14 protein-coding genes are annotated in these 19,957 nt (G+C 41.6%); 9 read left to right on the top strand and 5 right to left on the bottom strand.

Features of this window, described 5'->3' with window-relative positions; genetic code table 11:
- Positions 1-5: 5 nt before the first annotated feature.
- A complete protein-coding gene (locus Q0590_RS11115; RefSeq protein ID WP_302037610.1) occupies positions 6-1,820 on the bottom strand; it encodes an ABC transporter ATP-binding protein in 1,815 nt (604 codons plus the stop codon).
- Between the two features lie 102 nt (positions 1,821-1,922).
- Positions 1,923-2,906: a gliding motility lipoprotein GldB gene (gldB, locus tag Q0590_RS11120; RefSeq protein WP_302037611.1), complete on the bottom strand. Its 984-nt coding sequence runs from the start codon at positions 2,904-2,906 to the stop codon at positions 1,923-1,925.
- 43 nt (positions 2,907-2,949) lie between these two features.
- Here gldB and Q0590_RS11125 point away from each other — a divergent pair, with 43 nt between their 5' ends.
- On the top strand, positions 2,950-3,642 hold the full coding sequence (locus Q0590_RS11125) for a porin family protein (protein ID WP_302037612.1): 693 nt from the start codon (positions 2,950-2,952) through the stop codon (positions 3,640-3,642).
- A 64-nt stretch (positions 3,643-3,706) separates the two neighbouring features.
- On the opposite strand, the gene Q0590_RS11130 is transcribed toward Q0590_RS11125, so the two are convergent.
- The 3 genes from Q0590_RS11130 to Q0590_RS11140 form a co-directional block, all read right to left on the bottom strand.
- Positions 3,707-5,275, bottom strand: a complete 1,569-nt coding sequence (locus Q0590_RS11130) for an Rne/Rng family ribonuclease (RefSeq protein ID WP_302037613.1) — start codon at positions 5,273-5,275, stop codon at positions 3,707-3,709.
- Between the two features lie 242 nt (positions 5,276-5,517).
- A complete protein-coding gene (locus Q0590_RS11135) occupies positions 5,518-6,339 on the bottom strand; it encodes a tetratricopeptide repeat protein (RefSeq protein ID WP_302037614.1) in 822 nt (273 codons plus the stop codon).
- 50 nt (positions 6,340-6,389) lie between these two features.
- On the bottom strand, positions 6,390-6,689 hold the full coding sequence (locus Q0590_RS11140; RefSeq protein ID WP_302037615.1) for an HU family DNA-binding protein: 300 nt from the start codon (positions 6,687-6,689) through the stop codon (positions 6,390-6,392).
- 287 nt (positions 6,690-6,976) lie between these two features.
- On the opposite strand from Q0590_RS11140, the gene mutY reads away from it, so the two are divergent.
- The 8 genes from mutY to Q0590_RS11180 all read left to right on the top strand — a co-directional run bounded on the left by mutY (position 6,977) and on the right by Q0590_RS11180 (position 19,924).
- Positions 6,977-8,038 (top strand): A/G-specific adenine glycosylase, encoded by a 1,062-nt coding sequence (gene mutY, locus Q0590_RS11145; RefSeq protein WP_302037616.1) that lies wholly within the window; start codon positions 6,977-6,979, stop codon positions 8,036-8,038.
- A 120-nt stretch (positions 8,039-8,158) separates the two neighbouring features.
- Positions 8,159-8,650 (top strand): single-stranded DNA-binding protein, encoded by a 492-nt coding sequence (locus Q0590_RS11150; protein WP_302037617.1) that lies wholly within the window; start codon positions 8,159-8,161, stop codon positions 8,648-8,650.
- A 27-nt stretch (positions 8,651-8,677) separates the two neighbouring features.
- The gene (gldE, locus tag Q0590_RS11155; protein ID WP_302037618.1) at positions 8,678-10,051 is read left to right on the top strand and encodes a gliding motility-associated protein GldE; all 1,374 of its coding nucleotides are present in this window, start codon (positions 8,678-8,680) and stop codon (positions 10,049-10,051) included.
- Positions 10,052-10,229: 178 nt separating this feature from the next.
- Positions 10,230-10,817 (top strand): gliding motility lipoprotein GldD, encoded by a 588-nt coding sequence (gene gldD, locus Q0590_RS11160; protein ID WP_302037619.1) that lies wholly within the window; start codon positions 10,230-10,232, stop codon positions 10,815-10,817.
- Between the two features lie 96 nt (positions 10,818-10,913).
- Positions 10,914-13,007, top strand: coding sequence for an ATP-dependent DNA helicase RecG (gene recG / locus Q0590_RS11165; protein WP_302037620.1), 2,094 nt, complete (start codon positions 10,914-10,916; stop codon positions 13,005-13,007).
- Between the two features lie 483 nt (positions 13,008-13,490).
- Positions 13,491-15,347, top strand: a complete 1,857-nt coding sequence (locus Q0590_RS11170) for a glycoside hydrolase family 15 protein (RefSeq protein ID WP_302037621.1) — start codon at positions 13,491-13,493, stop codon at positions 15,345-15,347.
- 433 nt (positions 15,348-15,780) lie between these two features.
- The gene (locus tag Q0590_RS11175) at positions 15,781-18,114 is read left to right on the top strand and encodes a right-handed parallel beta-helix repeat-containing protein (RefSeq protein ID WP_302037622.1); all 2,334 of its coding nucleotides are present in this window, start codon (positions 15,781-15,783) and stop codon (positions 18,112-18,114) included.
- A 97-nt stretch (positions 18,115-18,211) separates the two neighbouring features.
- Positions 18,212-19,924 (top strand): McrB family protein, encoded by a 1,713-nt coding sequence (locus Q0590_RS11180; RefSeq protein ID WP_302037623.1) that lies wholly within the window; start codon positions 18,212-18,214, stop codon positions 19,922-19,924.
- Positions 19,925-19,957 lie beyond the last annotated feature (33 nt).

Here is a 19,957-nt window from a genome sequence, read left to right on the forward strand (position 1 = left end):
TTTTGTTAATCTATTTCGAATTGAAGCTTGACTAAGTTATGATATAAGCCTTCTTCCACTTGTACCAACTCTTCATGCGTACCAGACTCTCTAATGCGGCCTTCGCTGATTACATAAATATGATCTACTTTGCGGATAGTTGCCAGCCGGTGAGCAATAATAATGGTAGTGCGGCCTTTCATTAAGGTATCCAGTGCCTCCTGTACCAGTTTCTCTGATTCAGCATCCAGGGAGCTGGTAGCCTCGTCCAGAATAAGTATGGCCGGATCTTTTAGTATAGCTCTGGCAATGGCAATGCGTTGCCGCTGGCCACCTGAAAGTTTAACACCCCGTTCACCCACCAATGTCTGCATGCCTTCCGGAAAAGATTGAATAAAGTCCAGGGCATTGGCTTTGCGGGCAGCTTGTAGTATTTCTTCATCTGTAGCATCTGGCTTGCCATAAGCAATATTCTCTTTAATGGAACCGCCAAACAGAATGACTTCCTGGGGTACAATACCAATATTTTGCCGCAGTTGTAAAATATCGAATTGCCGGATATCTTTTCCATCCACAATAATCCCTCCTCGCTCGGTAGTATAATAACGCAACAAGAGCTGCACAATAGTAGATTTACCTGCGCCACTATAGCCAACCAAGGCAATCTTTTGTCCGGCACCTATCTCAAAACTAATATCTTTCAACACATCTATATCCTGGCGGGTCGGGTAGGCAAAGGTTACATTCCGGAAAGCTATATCCCCATAAATTTTCTGAGTCGACCTGTCGGCTACTGGCAGCGGCTTACTTACTTCCACTTCTTCGCGTAGAATCTCCCGGATTCGTTCTGAAGCGCCAATGGCTTTTTGTACTTGAGCATATAAGTCTCCCATCCCTCCTACAGCACCGCCGATAAAGGCCGTGTATAAAATAAAAGTAGTTAATTGCCCTACTGTTAGCACATCTTCTTCCAGTAACGTAGCGCCATACCATAATACGCCTACAATACCTCCAAATATGGCCATAATAATAAATGAATTAAAAGCACCTCTATACCGGGCAGCCTTTAAAGCATTAGCAATTACTTTCTCCAGAGCCGTATCGTAGCGCTTAATTTCATAATATTCATTGGTAAATGCCTTTACCACATGAATAGATTGCATGGTTTCTTCCACTACCACATTGGCATTAGCCAGTTCGTCTTGCGCCTTGCGGGAAAGCTTCCGGATAAACTTGCCAAACATTACTGCGCCAATAACTAATACCGGAAAAGTAGAAAGCATAAATACTGTTAATTCCGGAAATAAGGTAAAAATGATTGTTATCCCGACAATGAGGGTAATAATCTGCCTGATAATTTCAGCCAGGGTAAAGGAAAGTACATCCTGCAGTTGACTGATATCCGAGGTAAGTCGGCTTACTAATTCGCCTACCCTTCTTTTTTCAAAAAATGGCAATGGTAAGGTAATAATCTTGCTGTATACGGCAATGCGGATATCGCGCATGGAGCGTTCGCTTACTTTGGCAAATAACGTAACCCTGAAAAATGAGAACGTACTTTGCACCACAAATACAGCTACTAAGGCGAGTGCTACCTGTGAAACAGAAAATTCCACTCTGTTTTCAGCCGCATCTATCAGCATCCCGGCAAACCGGGGAAATATAAGAGTTGTTAAGGAGGATAATACCAGGAAAATCAGACCGGCTATAAAGGTGCCTTTGTAGGGTAATACAAATCTAAAAAGTTCGCTCGCCTGTCTTAATGACTCTTTCGTGATTTTGGTTTTGGTGTTCTCTTCCGGCTGTCCATTGCTTCTGTCACCGGATCTTCTTTTTGCCATCTCGTGAATATTATTAACACCGTTAGTCTTATAGTAGACGTATGGTATGGTAGTTTATTTTATTAATATTTTCTGCTCTACGTGAACAGCAATGCTTACTTACTAACTTTTGCCCTTATATTTCGATTGCACAAAAATGGTTTGTGCATTATCTGTCTTCATTAACTTTTGCAACGGTATTTTTTGCTCACGCATATACGCTTTCACTATTTCCCATCCCAGCCAGCGGCCTATGGCTCCGGGTGCTTTGGCACCAATTTCGGCAGTGTAGGGCCTGGGGTCTACATATCTGGTTTTTGTGAAGTAGCTCGTTTCATATAACAATTTTTTCTCTACAAAGTGCCCCCAAATCACATCTCTATTTTCATCCGATTGTGTCATTTGTTCAGCCGTATATTCCAGCAACAGGCTATCGTTCACCTGAGGCAGCATATAGCTGGTAAACTCATACGATTTGCCATAATAAATCATATCGCTAAGCAACGATTTGTCCTGGGGATTTACCTGGTTGTATTGCTGCGACAGCAGCAAAATAACTTTGGGAACAATATATTCAGGTTGAAAAGTGCGGAGAATATAGGTTGGCGCATCTGGGCGGAAAGAGGCTTTATCACCTATAAAATAATCCAGGCCAATTACTATAACACTATCTGTCACCAGTAAATCTCTTCCAAATCCGGTAACAATTGTTTGAACAGCCGGCGTTTTAAATTCGGGATAATAGTGCTTGATATGCTTAAAAGCGGTAACAAACTGATTCTGCAGGTTGCTTAGGTTACCAAATTTTTGCTGGCTTTCCTGATATAATTTCTGCAGTCCTTCGTTCTGAATTAACTGAAAAAGCTTAGTTACTTTGGCTGAATCTGGTGTTCCTTCAGGAAAAGGCAGAAAATACTCGGCAACTAGTTTATTTTCTTGTAAAAAACTTTTTATTTCGCCTGTGGATTTTGCGCTGAAAAGTTTTTGTTCCAGCCGTTCGAAAGTTACATCTATATTTACCTGGGAAACATCTATTTCTTTTTCTGATTGAGTTGTACAAGAGGTAAAAAGTGCAAAAACCAGAAAAAGATAAACCAAATATTTCATTCTATCCGTTAAACTGAAAATACATACCACAATTCGCAAAATTATGAAAAAAATCGCATTACTGTCTTTATTTTGTCTTATTTCCATAGCAGGATTCTCACAAGTAAAATTAGGTCTGCGGGTAGCCCCGAACATCTCTCTCAACAGCGTAAATAGTGAAGGTATATATAATGATCTTGAGAAAGATGGCTCATCGTTACGGTTCAGTGCCGGACCCATAGCTGATTTTTTCTTTGCCGATAACTATGCCTTTACTACTGGTCTCTGGTATACGGTAAAACGGGTTGGCCTTTCTGGAACGGTACCAGCAAATGACGACTCAGGAGCGCAAATTTCAGCGAAGTCTTTATATAATATTCAATATCTGCAGTTGCCAGTAGGCTTAAAGTTGTTTACCAATGAGGTTGCCCCGGACATACGGATCTTTTTTACGCTGGGTGGCACGTTAGATTTAAAACTGGCTGAGAAACAAAAGGACGAAGCCAATAACTTTTTGTACCGGGAAGCACGCAATTCCGACAGAAAAGCATTTAAACCTGTTGACGCTGGCATACTATTCGGAGCTGGTGCAGAATTGGTAATGGGGGCAAATACCGTATTGTTTGGAGGATTGAACTATAATCGGGGCTTAGTAAATAGCTTAGGCAGAGTAGAGTATCCATCCGGAAGCCGCATAGTAGATGATGTGAGGCTGACAAACAGTTATTTTTCTTTAGAAGTAGGCCTTAAATTTTAAGGAAAGCCTATAATTAAAAAAGGCAGGTTTATGAACCTGCCTTTTTTAATTTGGAAGCAAAGGCTTATATAACTTCTGCTGGTAAAATTTCTATATCTTCGCCCATTTGGTTCTTGAAATGAAACTCTGTGATACCTAAAGAAGTATCTTTCACTACCTTCACCCACCGTTTATACTTCATAAACCATTTCATTCTTCTGGAAGGGAATCCCTGAACAAAATAGGCATATAAATAAGGATGCAGTACAATGCTAATGTCTCTTTCGTTCTGCTTACTCAGCATATAATCCAGGTTAGACTCTATTAAGTCGGCTACCAGAATGCTGGCTGTAATTTTACCAGTGCCGCCGCAGGTTGGGCAAACTTCTCCGGTGGTAATATTTACTTCCGGCCTCACCCGCTGACGGGTAATTTGCATCAGGCCAAACTTGGTTAGCGGGAGTACCGTAAACTTGGACCGGTCGTTTTTCATCTCATCCTTCATTTTCTCATAAATCAGGCGCTTATTTTCCGCCTTTTTCATGTCAATGAAGTCCACGACTATAATGCCGCCCATATCGCGTACGCGTAGCTGCCTGGCTATTTCTTTGGCGGCTTCCATATTTACGTTGAAAGCAGTAGTTTCCTGGTCGCTTTCTACATTGGATTTATTGCCGCTGTTTACATCTATTACGTGCAGAGCCTCGGTATGCTCAATAATTACGTATCCGCCGCCTGGTAAGCTTACAGATCTGCCAAAAACAGATTTTAACTGCTTTTCTATACCAAAGTTTTCGAATATTTTGGTTTTGCCGTTATATAGCTTCAGTATTCTTTCTTTATCAGGAGCAATGGTGCGGATGTACGACCTTATTTCATCATACATTTCTTTGTCGTCCACAGAAATACTGTCGAAGCTTTCATTCAGCATATCCCGTAGAATAGAGGAAGCACGGCCCATTTCGCCGATTATTTTTTCACGGGGCTTGGCACTCCGTAAAGTTTTAAAGCCTTGCTCCCATTTTTCCAGCAAATTGGTTAGGTCCCGGTCGAGTTCGGCTACATCTTTGCCCTCTGCTACGGTTCGGACGATAATGCCGAAATTTTGTGGTTTAATGGAATTAAGTAGCCGCGCCAGACGCTGCCGCTCTTCTTTATCGGTAATTTTTTTAGATATGTTTACTGAACTGGAAAAAGGAACCAGAACAATATACCGGCCGGCAATGGAAATTTCACACGACAACCGGGGGCCTTTGGTAGATATAGGTTCTTTTACAACCTGTACTAAGATCGGGCTATTTTTACTCAATACCTGAGAGATCTTACCCAGCTTATCAATTTCAGGCTCTAGTGGAAAACCATTCAGTTTGTGGGTGGTAATACGTTTGGCTAAAACGTCTTTCGTATACTTGTTCAGCGAGTTAATATTTGGTCCCAGGTCCAGGTAATGCAGAAAGGCATCTTTTTCATAGCCTATGTCAATAAATGCAGCATTTAACCCCGGAACAAGTTTCCGGACGGTACCTAAATATATATCCCCTACTGTAAAGTTATTCTCACTTTGTTCTACATGGTATTCAACAAGCCTTTTATCTTGCAATAAGGCTATTCTCTCACCTTTTTGAGTAGAATTGATTACTAATTCGTTACTCAAGATTTCTCAACGGTTATAAATGATAAATAGACACACTAAATCAGTGCTAACAAGTTGCTGTTGTTAGGAATGGAGGGAATTAAAACAAAAAATACTTCCTGACCGAATATCAGGAAGTAAACTCAGGTTATTTCTTCTTGTGTCTATTTTTTCTTAACCGTTTCTTTCTTTTGTGGGTAGCAATTTTATGTCTTTTTCTTTTTTTACCGCAAGGCATACGAGTAATGTTTTAATGTGAAATACTACTTTAACTTCTTTAAATATTCGTCAACCGTGGCTTGTACAGCCGGGTCAGTGTTTGTCTTTTTTACTTCCTGTAGCAACGCTTTAGCTTCTGATCCATGTCCGGATTCAGCATAGCTGATGCCAAGATAAAACTTAGCCTGGTCATTTTCCGGATGAGCTTTTAGTACCTGTTCAAACCGCTCAATGGCTTTATCGTACTGACCAGATTGCATAGATAGCAAACCCATATTAAAGGTTGCCCGTTCATGCGCCGGATCTTGCTGAAGAACCTCCCGCAGTAAGGCAATGCCCTGCATGGGGTTAGAAGAAGCAACATAGGTCATAGCCATATTGGCTTTTACATCCAGTTGATTGGGGTCTTTTTCCAAAACTTTCTGGTAAAAAGCCCTTGCTTTTTCTCCCATCTGGTTAGCCTTCTGGGGGTCTGTAGCAAAGCCGAAAGCATCATAATAACTATCTCCTGCGTTCGTCCAGCTTTCAAGGCCAGGATTTAATTCAGCTATGGCTTCCCGGTAGTGGGCTGCACTATCAAATAAGGAAGCACTTTTAAATACGCCTGCCAAAGAGTCTGCAAAAATAGTCTTTTTTTGATTATCTGCACTATTTACATAGGCTTTTCTCAGATCATTAATTGCAGCAATTTGCGCGGCATCCAGGTTATTGGTATGCGTACTGGCACCCATATCAACTGTATTGGCAGCAGTTGCTTCTGCTGCCAATACAGTTGACTTGTCGCTTACGATAACTTTTGGCAAGCTGTACATGCCAACAATAAGCCCCAGGGCAAGTACAATAATTGTTAGTTGCTGTTTATGCATTAATGTTTGGTAATCTAAACCACTTAGGTACTACAGATCGTTTAGATTAATTAGCTTACTACTTTCAGTTTTTCACTGGATTTAATCTTTTCAACAAAAACCTTTGCAGGTTTAAAGCTGGGTACATAATGCTCATCAATCACCATAGCTGTGTTTTTTGAGATATTACGGGCAATTTTCTTGGCTCTCTTTTTGTTTACAAAGCTGCCAAATCCGCGGACGTAAATATTTTCGCCTTTGGCCATTGAGCTTTTTACTACATTGAAAAAAGCTTCGATGGTATGCTGCACGTCGGCTTTGTCAATACCAGTCTTTTCTGCTATCTCTGCAATTACTTCTGCTTTTGTCACTTTACTGAAATTTAAAAAGTTTCTATTATTTGATAAATTATCTACTTATTATTTTTTAGGACTACAAAGGTAGGCCCCTTTTTCTAAATAAAAAATAGTTGCCCTAAAATATAATCCAATAATCTCTAGGCATATAGGACAAAATTTGTAATTTTTTTGTTCATTTTTTACAGGCCTTATGGGTAAAAACGCATCAGTTTGTTCTGGTATACCTCCAATTAATTGAACGTTTTTACTTTCCTGTATAATCCCTGGATTATTTTTATTTTAACTTATTGCACAACGAATTGGATAAAAAAATAGTTGCCCACCGATTAATTAATTGGTACAACCACCATAAACGCGACCTGCCCTGGCGCCATACCACAAACCCTTACCTGATCTGGTTGTCCGAAGTAATTTTACAGCAGACCCGTGTAAAACAAGGCATGCCTTATTACCTGGCTTTCACCGAAAAATACCCAACCGTAGACGACTTAGCCTTGGCAGACGAACGGGAGGTTTTACGGCTATGGCAGGGTTTAGGTTATTATGCCCGTGCCCGGAACATGCATGCCACTGCCAAACTGGTACATCAACAATACGGCGGAACTTTCCCGGATTCCTATGCAGGTTTGCTTCAGTTAAAAGGGATTGGGCCATACACGGCTGCAGCCATTGCTTCTTTTGCTTTCCGGGAGCCAGTGGCTGTATTGGACGGAAATGTGTACCGGGTGCTTTCCCGTATTTTTGGTATTGACACAGATATTGCCAGCCATGCCGGAAAGAAGATATTTACTACGTTAGCAAACGAATTAATTTCTCTGGAGCATCCGGATATATATAATCAGGCAATTATGGAGTTTGGGGCCATGCTCTGTACACCTGCCAAACCACAATGTATGTTTTGCCCGTTTAATGACGCATGTATTGCTTCCCTCACCGGCAGGCAGGAACAACTTCCGGTAAAGAGCAAAAAACTATCCGTTAAAGAACGTTTTTTTCATTACCTGGTGTTTACCTCAGGCAATGAAATAGCGCTCAAAGAACGGACTCACAAAGATATCTGGAGTGGTTTATACGATTTTTATTTGGTAGAGAAGGATGCATTTGTCGAAACTGACGAACTATTACAAGAGCTTTCACCAGAAATGGCTGGAGCTCTAGTGGTTGAAAAGAAATCTGCTGTGCACATACATGTGCTTAGTCACCAGCGGGTAAAGGCTAAGTTCTGGCAGGTAGCGGTTGCTGCAGAAGCAAAAGAAAAACTGGCTACAGATCTTGGTTTAACGTTTTTTACGCCAACAGAAACAGACGATTTGCCCAAGCCAGTTTTGATAAATAATTATTTGAACGAATATATATTTTAGTTAATTTTATAAAATTCATTATGTTCACACCATATTTCCTGAGGATACGCCTTATGGCTTTTTCAGGAATCTGGCAACACTTGTAAACACAGTTCATTCAAATTAAACAACAGAAGCATTATGGCAGGAGTCAATAAAGTTATATTGGTAGGGCACTTAGGCAAAGATCCGGAAATACGGGTAATCGGTAACGATAGAAAAGTAGCCAAATTCACCCTAGCAACAACTGAAACCTACAAAGACAATAGTGGCCAGCGGGTTGAAAGCACCGAATGGCATAATGTAGAATTCTGGGGTCCGATTGCCGATGTTATTGAAAGGTTTCTAAAAAAAGGCAGCCAGGTATTTGTAGAGGGCCGTATTCGCACCCGGTCATATGATGATAAAGATGGCATAAAACGATATGTAACTGAAATTGTTGGCCAGAATATGACTATGTTGGGTGGAAAGCCTTCCGGTGGTGGCGGTGCCAACGAGAGCCCTGCCGAATACAATGAGTCTACCTTTACACCTACCAAAGCAAACAACAGTTATGGAGCTAAACCTGCCAGCAGGGATACACCTCCTCCATTTGCTCAGGCAGATCCTGGTGAGGATGACTTACCCTTCTAACCTATTGTTTCACTAACCACCATAACTTTGCAAAGCCACCTTGATACTGGAGACCCTCTTTCGGGTTGGGTGCTTCTGACAGCAGTCTTAAGCACCTCCTTTGTTTTATATAGTTCTGTTATTTTTATTCTGCTGATACTTTCGGCACTCATCTCCGGGGCAGAAGCCTTAATTTTTTCATTTACAGAAGAACAACGCACGGGTTTTAAAAACAGCACCGTTCATGCTGAAAAACTGATTGCCCGCCTGCTGGATCACCCAAAAAAGCTGCTGGCAACTGTTCTTATCACAAACTTCTTCACCCATGTAGCTATTACTATTACCGCTGTGTACATGGCCTGGAACTTTTTTGGTTTGGACAGAGCGTATTCAGGCAGTGAAGTAGTACTATTTACTTTTACTGTTGCTTTTGTTATTATTTTCTTTGGCGAAATGCTCCCAAGAGTATATGCCAGCAGTAAAAATCTCTCTTCCTTACGCTTCACGGTTTATATCATTGCTTTTATGCAATACCTGTGGTGGCCGTTGTCGATTCTGCTCATTATGCTAGGAAACATCATTGAAGACAAAGTAGGAAACAAGGGTTATAAATTATCGGTAGAAGAACTTGACCATGCCTTGCAGGCAACTACGGGCACTGAAACCACCGAAGAAGAAAAAGAAATACTGCGAGGCATTGTAAACTTTGGAAATACACTGGCCCGCCAGATCATGCGGTCAAGAATAGATGTTACGGCTTTTCCTTCCAGCCTGAATTTTCATGAGCTCATGGACAAGATCAACAAATCGGGTTATTCGCGTATACCCATTTACCACGATACCATAGATAGAATTGAAGGGGTTTTATATATAAAGGACTTGCTGCCTCATTTGCACCGGAACGAATATTTTAACTGGCGGCAATTTATCCGGCCAGGATTTTTTATTCCGGAGAACAAAAAAATAGATGATCTTTTACAGGACTTTCAGCAGAAACGGGTACACATGGCTATTGTGGTGGATGAATATGGCGGTACAGCCGGACTTATTACACTGGAAGATATTATTGAAGAGATTATGGGGGAAATTAATGATGAGTTTGATGAGGAACATGAACTCTATTCCCAACTAGACGAACATACATTTCTATTTGAGGGAAAAACCTTGCTGCACGACTTCTGTAAAATTATGGAGGTATCAACCCATCTGTTTGACGAAGTTCGCGGTGATAGTGAATCGCTGGGAGGTTTACTGCTGGAGCTCTTTAACGGCCTCCCTAAAACAGGAGATAAAATTACCTATGCGCAGTTTTCATTCCTCATTGTATCTGTGGACAGCAAACGGATTAAACGGGTAAAAATTAGTGTGCATCCGCAGACAGATATACCAGTAGAGAAAGCACAACCTAACAGAAATAAGTAAATCCGGAAGTCAGTAAATTATTTTGGATAAACTACACGTTTACTTACTGTCAACTATAACCATTAGCTTTTCGAAAGGCTAGCACAAATAAGGAATGCCCGATGGAGAGTTTATACAAACCAACTATAACTAATACTTCGCACGAAATATATACAACTTGTAATTATCTTATTCTAAAATGCCTCAAAGTTTCAAGATTTTTCTTTTCGTTGGTTTAGTATCTCTACTTGTTTCTGCCTGCAATGAATCCTATGTGCCCAAGCCCAAGGGATACAACCGCATAGACCTGCCTGAGCGTAGTTATGTGCCTTTGCATGAAAAGCACCCTTATTTTTTTGAATATTCTGCCCATGCCAAAATTCTGAAAGACACTTTCGATATTGCTGAACCCGACTGGATCTACGTCTATTATCCAACCTTGGGGGCAAACGTACAGATTACCTATAAACATGTAGCGAAAGACCCTAAAAAGTTTCAGGAATATGTGAACGATGCCTACAAGCTTACCGCTAAACACCAGATAAAGGCATCAGGAATAGAAGAGACAGTAATCCGCACACCTGCGGGCAAAACGGCTAATTTGTTTGAAATTGAAGGAGATGTGCCTAGTCAGTTTCAGTTTTATATGTCAGATACTACTACCCATTTTTTTCGCGGAGCTTTGTATTTCCGTACCTCTACTCAAAACGACTCTTTAGCCCCAGTAATAGATTATGTAAAAGAAGATATTCTGCATATGATCAACACGCTGGAATGGCGGGAGTAATGGCGGCAACAAATTCCAGTGTACTGGTTGCTGGCTATTCCAATTCCCCTCAATAATTAGCACATTTGCATATAGCCCAATTCCCAGGAGATATTCATGAGCAACTTTTTTAATACAAAAATCGAATTTCTGAAAGGTGTAGGACCACAAAAAGCAGCTTTATTAAACAAGGAACTCAACATATTCACCTACGGCGATCTGATTCAGCATTATCCCTTCCGCCATGAAGACCGCACAAAAATATATACCATTAGTGAGATCAATGAAAGCATGTCTTTTGTGCAGATTAAAGGGCAGATTTACCAGTTCGAAACGTTAGGAGAAGGATTTAAAAGTCGCCTGGTGGCTTATTTTACTGATGGGGATGAAGAAATGGAACTGGTTTGGTTTCAAAATACTACCTGGATTGCTAAAAACCTGAAGAAAAACACCGATTACCTGATATTCGGAAAACCTCAGTTTTTTAATGGTAAAATCAGTATTCCTCATCCGGAAATGGAGTTGTTTGAAACTGATCAACCTGCTACTGGTTTCCTGCAGCCAGTATATAACATTACCGAGAAGCTCCGCAAAAAATTTGTAGATAGTAAAGCTATTTCCAAAATGATCCGGCAGGTACTGGATTTGGCAACCAACCATGTAAAAGAAACCCTGTCTGACGAGCTTATTATTCAGTACCGGCTTATGTCCAAACGAGAGGCACTGGAAAATATCCATTTTCCAGGCAGCTATCAGTTACTGGAACAAGCCAAGTACCGGCTAAAGTTTGAAGAGCTGTTTTATACACAACTAAAACTGATAAAAACCAAGTTTATCCGGAAAACAGCTTACAGAGGGCAAATATTTAAAAACGTACCTACCCTTACCACTTTTTATAATGAGCATTTGTCGTTCGACCTTACGAATGCACAAAAACGGGTGATCAAAGAAATATACCGTGATTTTTGCTCGGGCAAACAAATGAACCGCCTGCTGCAAGGCGATGTAGGCAGTGGTAAAACCATTGTTGCTTTTATCTGCATGCTGATGGCACTGGATAACAGAGCACAGGCTTGCCTGATGGCTCCTACCGAAATCTTGGCAGAGCAACATTATTTTGGGTTGAAAGAATATGCCGATGTGCTAGGCATTACCATTGATAAACTTACCGGTTCCAGTAGCCAGGGCAGCCGCAAAGTAACCCATGAATACCTGCAAAGCGGCGACATAAAAATCATCATTGGTACCCATGCCCTGCTGGAAGACAAAGTACAATTTCATAACCTGGGACTATGCATTATTGATGAGCAGCACCGCTTTGGTGTAGCTCAGCGAGCCAAACTCTGGAGTAAAAATGAAGATGTGTATCCACATATCCTGGTAATGACGGCTACCCCTATTCCTCGTACCCTCGCCATGACCTTGTATGGAGATCTGGATGTATCCGTAATAGATGAACTACCTGCAGGCCGTAAGCCTATTCGTACGGTACACCGCTACGATGCCCACCGGTTGCGGGTGTTTGGCTTTCTGCGTGAACAAATTCAGCAAGGCCGGCAAGTGTATATTGTATATCCATTGATAGAGGAGTCTGAAAAAATGGAACTGAAAGACTTAATGGATGGCTATGAAAGTGTGGCACGGGCATTTCCGGAATACCAGATCAGTATTGTACATGGAAAGATGAAGCCCAAAGATAAAGATTATGAGATGCAGCGTTTTGTACGGAATGAAACCCAGATTATGGTAGCTACTACCGTAATAGAAGTAGGCGTAAACGTACCCAATGCTTCTGTGATGGTGGTGGAAAATGCTGAACGTTTTGGTCTTGCCCAGTTACACCAGTTACGGGGCCGTGTAGGCCGGGGTGCCGACCAGTCGTACTGTATTCTCATGACCGATTACAAAATTACCCGGGAAGGCCGTGCCCGTATAGAAACATTGGTAAATACCAACAACGGTTTCGAAATAGCTGATATGGACTTAAAATTGAGAGGTCCGGGTGATTTATCTGGCACCCAGCAAAGTGGCGTTCTGGATTTACTCATTGCTGACCTGGCAAAAGATGGCCCTATCTTGCAACAAGCCCGCGAAGCCGCACAAGCCGTACTGGAATCCGATGAAGAATTAGCTCTCCCCAAACATTATGTCATCCGGCAGCATATAGAATCATTGAAAAAAGACGAAACGAACTGGAGCCGGATCAGCTAAGCTTTTAGCTCTAACCTAAAACAAGAAGCCTGTATTGAAGGATAATACATTATTTCTTATAGCTATTCCTAGGGTGCAGTAAGTTTTAATTACCTTATTAATTTGACCATGAGTTCCAGAAGAATTAAGTCCTAGCGTAAAGCCATACCGCAATTGCTGTCCAAAACCGAGGAAAGGTACTATCCCTACAAATAACAGAACTAGTATTTTTTTCATCATCTCACAGATAAAAGTTGAACATATACCCATATTCCCTTGCTAAGTATGGAGCCGCAAACTTATAACAAATTATATGCACAACAAACGTTAGTGGTAGACCATAAAGTATAGGGCAGCCTGCAAGAACTTAAAACCAGGGAAGACCACAACTTTATGCGCTAAAACTAAAATGCATTTAGCTAGTTATAGTAAAACACAACTTATTCTACTCAAATACAGTAAGTACGTTCCGTAGTTTAATAAAATTGCTCTCAATACTATATCATGACAGAAAGGCCCTACCATCCTATTGCCAATTATGGAATTATTGGTAATCTGCACACAGTAGCCCTGGTTTCCCTGCAAGGCTCCATTGATTTCATGTGCTTTACCAGATTCGATTCCCCTACGGTGTTTGCCTCTTTGCTGGACAATCAGAAGGGTGGCTTTTTTGAAATTAAGCCTGATCTGGATGAGTTAAATTACAAGCAACTATACCTGCCGGATACTAACGTTTTGCTTACCAGGTTTCTGTCAGAAAAAGGAGTGGCTGAACTAACTGATTTTATGCCGGTAAAGGAAAAAGAAAAAAACTGTGTATTGGTCCGCAGCATTACAGCCACTCGTGGCAAGATGGCATTTACTATGCACTGCAATCCCCGGTTCGATTATGCCCGCGCGGACCATACTATTGAGGGTACCACACATGAAGTAATTTTCACTAGCAAAGGCGAAGATAAAACGGCATTCAGGTTAATTAGTGGAATTCCGCTGGAAATAAGAGGAAAGGATGTAGTTGCCCATTTCACGTTATGTGAAAAAGAGAAAGCAGATTTTGTAATAGAAGCTATTTCTATAGAAAAGAACCGGTCTGTAGAAGAATCCTTAACGTATTATACCAACGAAGGCTTTTATGAGACCGTCAACTACTGGAAACGGTGGATTGGGAAATCTAAATACAAAGGACGCTGGCTGGAGATGGTAAACCGCTCGGCTCTGACATTAAAACTATTAACTTCTTACCAGTTTGGATCTTCGGTGGCAGCTGCCACTTTTGGGTTGCCTTCTGTTATTGGCGGCGAACGTAACTGGGATTACCGGTATACCTGGATCCGGGATGCGGCTTTTACCATGTATGCCTTTCTGCGTCTGGGCTTAATGGACGAAGCCCATGCGTTTATGCACTGGATAGAAAAAGAGCTTACAACCATTACCCGCAAAGATGAACCCTTGCAACTGATGTACGGACTGGATGGACACACCACTATCCATGAAGAAGAACTACTGCATCTGGAAGGATACCGGCAATCGTCTCCGGTACGTATTGGAAATGGCGCATTCAGCCAGCTACAACTCGATATTTATGGCGAATTGATTGATTCCATTTATTTGTTCAATAAATATGGTGGGCCTATTACCTATGAATTCTGGCAGAAAATGGAACCCCAGATAGAATACGTATGCCACAATTGGCAAAATCCTGACCATGGAATATGGGAAGTGCGAGATGAGCAGCGGGAGTTCCTGCAATCCAGAGTAATGTGCTGGGTGGCTTTGGACCGGGCTATCCGCATCGCTGACAGCCGTTCTTTTCCTTCTCCGATAGATAAGTGGCGCAAAATCCGGGATGAAATTTACCGCGATGTTTTTACTAATTTCTGGAGTGAAAAAAAACAGGCGTTTGTGCAGTATAAAGGGTCTGATGTACTGGATGCCGCAGCTTTATTAATGCCGCTCATCCGGTTTATTAGTCCCTTCGAACCTAAATGGCTTTCTACATTGGATGCCATTGAGAAGGAACTTGTTTCCGATTCGCTGGTTTACCGGTATCGTACGGATAAGGGAGCAACCGACGGCCTGGCAGGCGAAGAAGGTACTTTTACCATGTGTTCATTCTGGTATGTGGAATGCTTATCGCGTTCAGGAAAAATTGAAAAAGCACGCCTTTATTTTGAAAAGATGCTGGGCTATGCCAATCATCTGGGTTTGTTTGCCGAACAACTTGGCTTCCGCGGCGAACACCTGGGTAATTTTCCGCAAGCCTTTACTCATTTAGGTCTTATTAGCGCCGCCTTCGAGCTGGATGCCAAACTTACCGGCTGGGAAGCCGATCAACATATTAAAGATCCTTCCATCGGGTGAGGCTTTCCTACTAGTTAATACCTGTTGCCAGGGAATGGTTCAGGTGAGTTGTTTAGCATAAAGTAGCCGCAATTTCTGATATGTTTGCCAAATTCAGGTAAACTTTACACGTACAATTAATTCTCGTTCTGGAAGCCCATAAATTATTATATACTTTATACTATATAAATAGCTAAAAATCAATACTATATAGAGCATCATACTATCTCTGCTTATTAGGTAAGCATCTTTTTTAGTCTGTTTACTTATAAAAACATACATTTTCTTACAGGTGCCTTAACCCTTTCTATTATACTAACTTATATAACCTCGGTTACCCCGTAAATTTGTTAGAACTCTATCTATAGCCAGATAGGTGTGGGCCCTTTCTTTTTAGCTAAAGCAAGTATGTCATTACCTGTTTTTATCTGGCTAGTGTGGATAACTCTGGCAAATGACCCGTAGATTAACTATAACTATATCGGCTTACAAAACAGCTTTCTTCCATGTGAGTGTAAGCATACTACTGCTCCTGTTGCAGCATGTGGGTATGGCAGCTACACCAGATGTCGTGTTAAAAGCCGGATTAATTATCAAAAAATCTGCTACCATAAAGCCAGGTATCTATAAACTACCAGCCACCGGTAAAGACACTCAGGTAATCACCATAGAAGGGAATGATATAGTCATTGATTTTCAGGGGGCTATATTGCAGGGCTCGGTAAAACCGCAGTATCCGGACCAGTTTATAGGTGTTGGGCTCCTGGTAAAAGGGCATAATGTCACCATAAAAAATGTAATTATTAAAGGCTATAAAATAGGCCTGCTCGCCCGAGACTGCGAAGATTTGCATATTACTAAAAGTGATTTCAGCTATAACTACAAACAACGCCTCTACAGCACATTGGACCGGCAAAATGTTTCTGACCGGATGAGTTATTATGCCAATGAACAAGATGAATGGCTTCGCCATGGCGCCGGTATCTACCTCAAAAACTGCCAATTTGCTGAGGTAGATCACTGTACTGTTAGTGGCGGCCAGAATGGGCTGATGCTGACAGGTTGCAACAGTGGCACATTCTGGAATAATACCTTCTCTTATTTGTCAGGTATTGGAATGGGAATTTACCGCAGTAGCCAGAACAAAATTATGCATAACAGGCTAGACTGGTGTGTGCAGGACTACAACCATGGTATTTCTCAGCAGGGACAAGAGTCGGCAGGTTTACTGGTGTATGAGCAGAGTTCAGAGAATATTATTGCCTACAACTCAGCTACGCACTCTGGTAATGGGTTGTTCCTCTGGGCTGGTCAGTATAGTATGGATACCGGGGAAGGTGGCTGTAATGATAATCTCATATACGGCAACGATTTTTCTCATGCACTTGCCAATGGTATCGAAATGACTTTCAGCCGCAATAAAGTAATCAAAAACCGGCTGGCAGAATGTACACAGGGTATCTGGGGTGGCTATAGCTTTGAATCACTTATTTTGGGAAACCGTTTTTCCAGAAATAAAAATGCCATTGCCCTAGAACACGGACAAGAAAACTCGATCTTATACAATTCTTTTGAAGAAGATACTACCGGTATCAGGCTTTGGAGTAACAAAACACAACCTGCCGATTGGACATATGCACAGAAACGGAATACAGAAAGCCGGGAGTACATCATTGGCAATAATATATTTACGCAAACAGCAGTTCCTCTGCAACTGGCGGCTTCTCATCAGTTGTTTATTGAGCAAAATACCTTTTCTGAATTTACTTCCCTACAACTAGATACTTCACTCACAGGCGTTTCTTTTGTACAGAACAACTTGCTCCTTTTTAATCCGGCTATCCTGCTGAAATCTCCGCTGGAAAAACCATGTAAAAATGGAAGTAATTACCTGGCGAATACAACCAGCAAACTCAAAAGTGCTCCTACCCTTTTCTCGGATTCTACGGCCATAGAAATTCTGGAAAATATGCTAAAAGAAGAAGCACCAGATAGTATAGAAGGTGGCCAAAACCCAATAGTGCCAGTAAATCATGCTAAAGGAAGAAAATATATCCTGGTAGATGAGTGGGGACCGTATGACTTTAAGTCGCCGGTACTATGGCCGCGGAAAAGAGGACCAAATGGCACCTGGGAGTTTGAATTACTGGGGCCTGCAGGCAAATGGAAGGTAAAAAAACAAAAAGGCATTCAACTGGCTACTGGTTCTGGCAGCGTACCCGGCTACGTGATAGCCACAAGCCCAGGCGACTCGTTAACAGATATAGAAATTGAGCTGGAATATACAGGGGCTGCTATCATAACTCCATTTGGAGAAAGTATACCTGCCGGAAAACCCTACACAATCTGTTACCGCAATTTTCAAACACCTGTACAATGGACGGTAAAATACTTTACGTACAATAAGCAAACTAACCCGCAAACCGCCTACTCAGCCTTTCAGAAACTACTGGCTACGGGTACTCCCTTCTATACACAAAAATGTAGTACGCTTGCTTTTGATTCCGGAATAAAGATGCCGAAAGATTCTGTAGCTACATTGGCAGAAGGCACCTTTACCATTCCCAAAGGAAATTACCAGATACAGGTAACCAGCAACGATGGCGTGCGCATATGGCTGGATGGAAAGCTGCTAATTGACCATTGGCAGGCCCATGAACCGGGTTATAAAACCGCAAAAGTACCAATGGGAGGAACGCACAAACTAAAAGTAGAACACTATCAAGTAAGCGGATATTCTCCTTTAGTAGTAGGCATAAAGCCAGAAGAAGACATTGCTCTGAAATAGTCGTACGTTAAAGGGCTTACAAATACTCTTTTTTCTGATAAAAAATATCCATGTACTTTGGTTAGATTGCGTTTTATTGAAGAATAACCAATAAACCATGATTGCAAAGGAAATTCAGCGGGATCAGCTGTGGCAAGCCATTCATTCGTATACGATACACCGGCCTTCCCAGCTGATACGCCTGTATTACAAGTGTAAAGATGAATCCTTTGAAAGCCTTCCGCTGGTTTTTGAGCAGAATGAACACCGCTTGCCCCGTCTCTTACTTGACGAAAAGGCCCTCCGCAAAGCCAGAACTTTACCTGAACCTTTTAAACGGGAGTTTGCCAGAACAGCAGCCAAAAGCCATTTTATTTCCTTAGGTCTTGCATGCAGCAAATACTTCGGCCCCCTGTGCCGGCCAGGACGGGCAAACCAAACATACAATCCCTATAATGAACTGCATTTCAAGCTAGACGAAATAAAACCTATTTTCCAGGATATTGACACCCAGTTTTATTACGGAAAATACATCCGTTTTGAAAATTTAGCTAGCTTATATTTCAGCAAAACCCCTGATACTGATTTATTGGTGGTTGCCGAAGAAGAACCGGCATATACACCTGCCACGCATTATCCACTCAATTTTATCCTGTATGGTCCGCCCGGTACTGGCAAAACTTATTATTCTGTAAACTATGCGGTAGCCATTATTGAGGGGAAAACCATGGAGCAACTAGAAGCAGAAGACCGCTCTGAAGTAAGAAAACGGTATGAAACCTATTGTGAAAACGGACAAATTGAGTTTATCACCTTTCATCAGAGCTATGCCTATGAGGAGTTTGTACAAGGCTTGCGCCCAGATGCGAACCGTAATACTGATAACCTTCATTTCAGATTGGCCGATGGCCTTTTCAAGAAAATTGCCGACCGGGCTAAAGCCAACTTTATTGCTTATCAACAGAACAAGGCTCAGCCCAACATGCCGCTGGAACTATTGCTGGACCGCCTCCTGGTAGACCGCATGAACCGGGAAACTGAAGAAATTGAACTTCCTATGATAGATGCCAATCAAGGTCAGTTTAAATCAATGATTATTTATGAAGTTGGTGACACGTATCTAAAATATAAACGCCGCTCTCTACGCGATACGGTAAAAGATGAAGAACGCGTGTTATACATGCATAAGCTTAAAGAGAACTATTACGGGCAGGAAATCCGGGATGCCATTAACAAACAATATTACGAAACAGTAGTAGCTGCCATTAGAAAATTTGAGCAACAGATAAAATCAGCCGGAGACAACAAGCAACTAAAGAGGTATATCCTGATTATTGATGAAATCAACCGGGCAAATATATCCAGAGTTTTCGGTGAATTAATTACTTTACTGGAAGAAGATAAACGTTATGGCCGGGAAAATGGACTTACAGCTACTTTGCCTTCCGGTGAAAGCTTTAGTGTTCCCTCTAATTTATATATTATTGGCACCATGAACACCGCCGATAAATCCATAGCACTGCTCGATATAGCTTTACGCAGACGGTTTGAATTTATTGGTATGTACCCCTGTTATGACCTTATCCCGGAAGTAGCTCCTGTATTGCAAGCAATGAATGAGAAAATCTGGGATAAAAAAGGAGCGGATTTTTTGATTGGCCATTCGTTTTTTATAGGCAAACAGGTAGAGGATTTACCACAGATTTTTAACCGTAAAATTATTCCGCTGCTTCATGAATATTTCAATAACCGTACAGACCAGGTAAAAGAAGTGCTACGGGCTACCGGACTCACAACTGCTGAAGAAAACTACCAGATTGTCGTGAAATAACCTCCTTCCATAACTCCGGCCATTCCCTTTACG

Origin of the sequence: Rhodocytophaga aerolata (assembly GCF_030503435.1) — a bacterium.
GTDB lineage: Bacteria > Bacteroidota > Bacteroidia > Cytophagales > 172606-1 > Rhodocytophaga > Rhodocytophaga aerolata.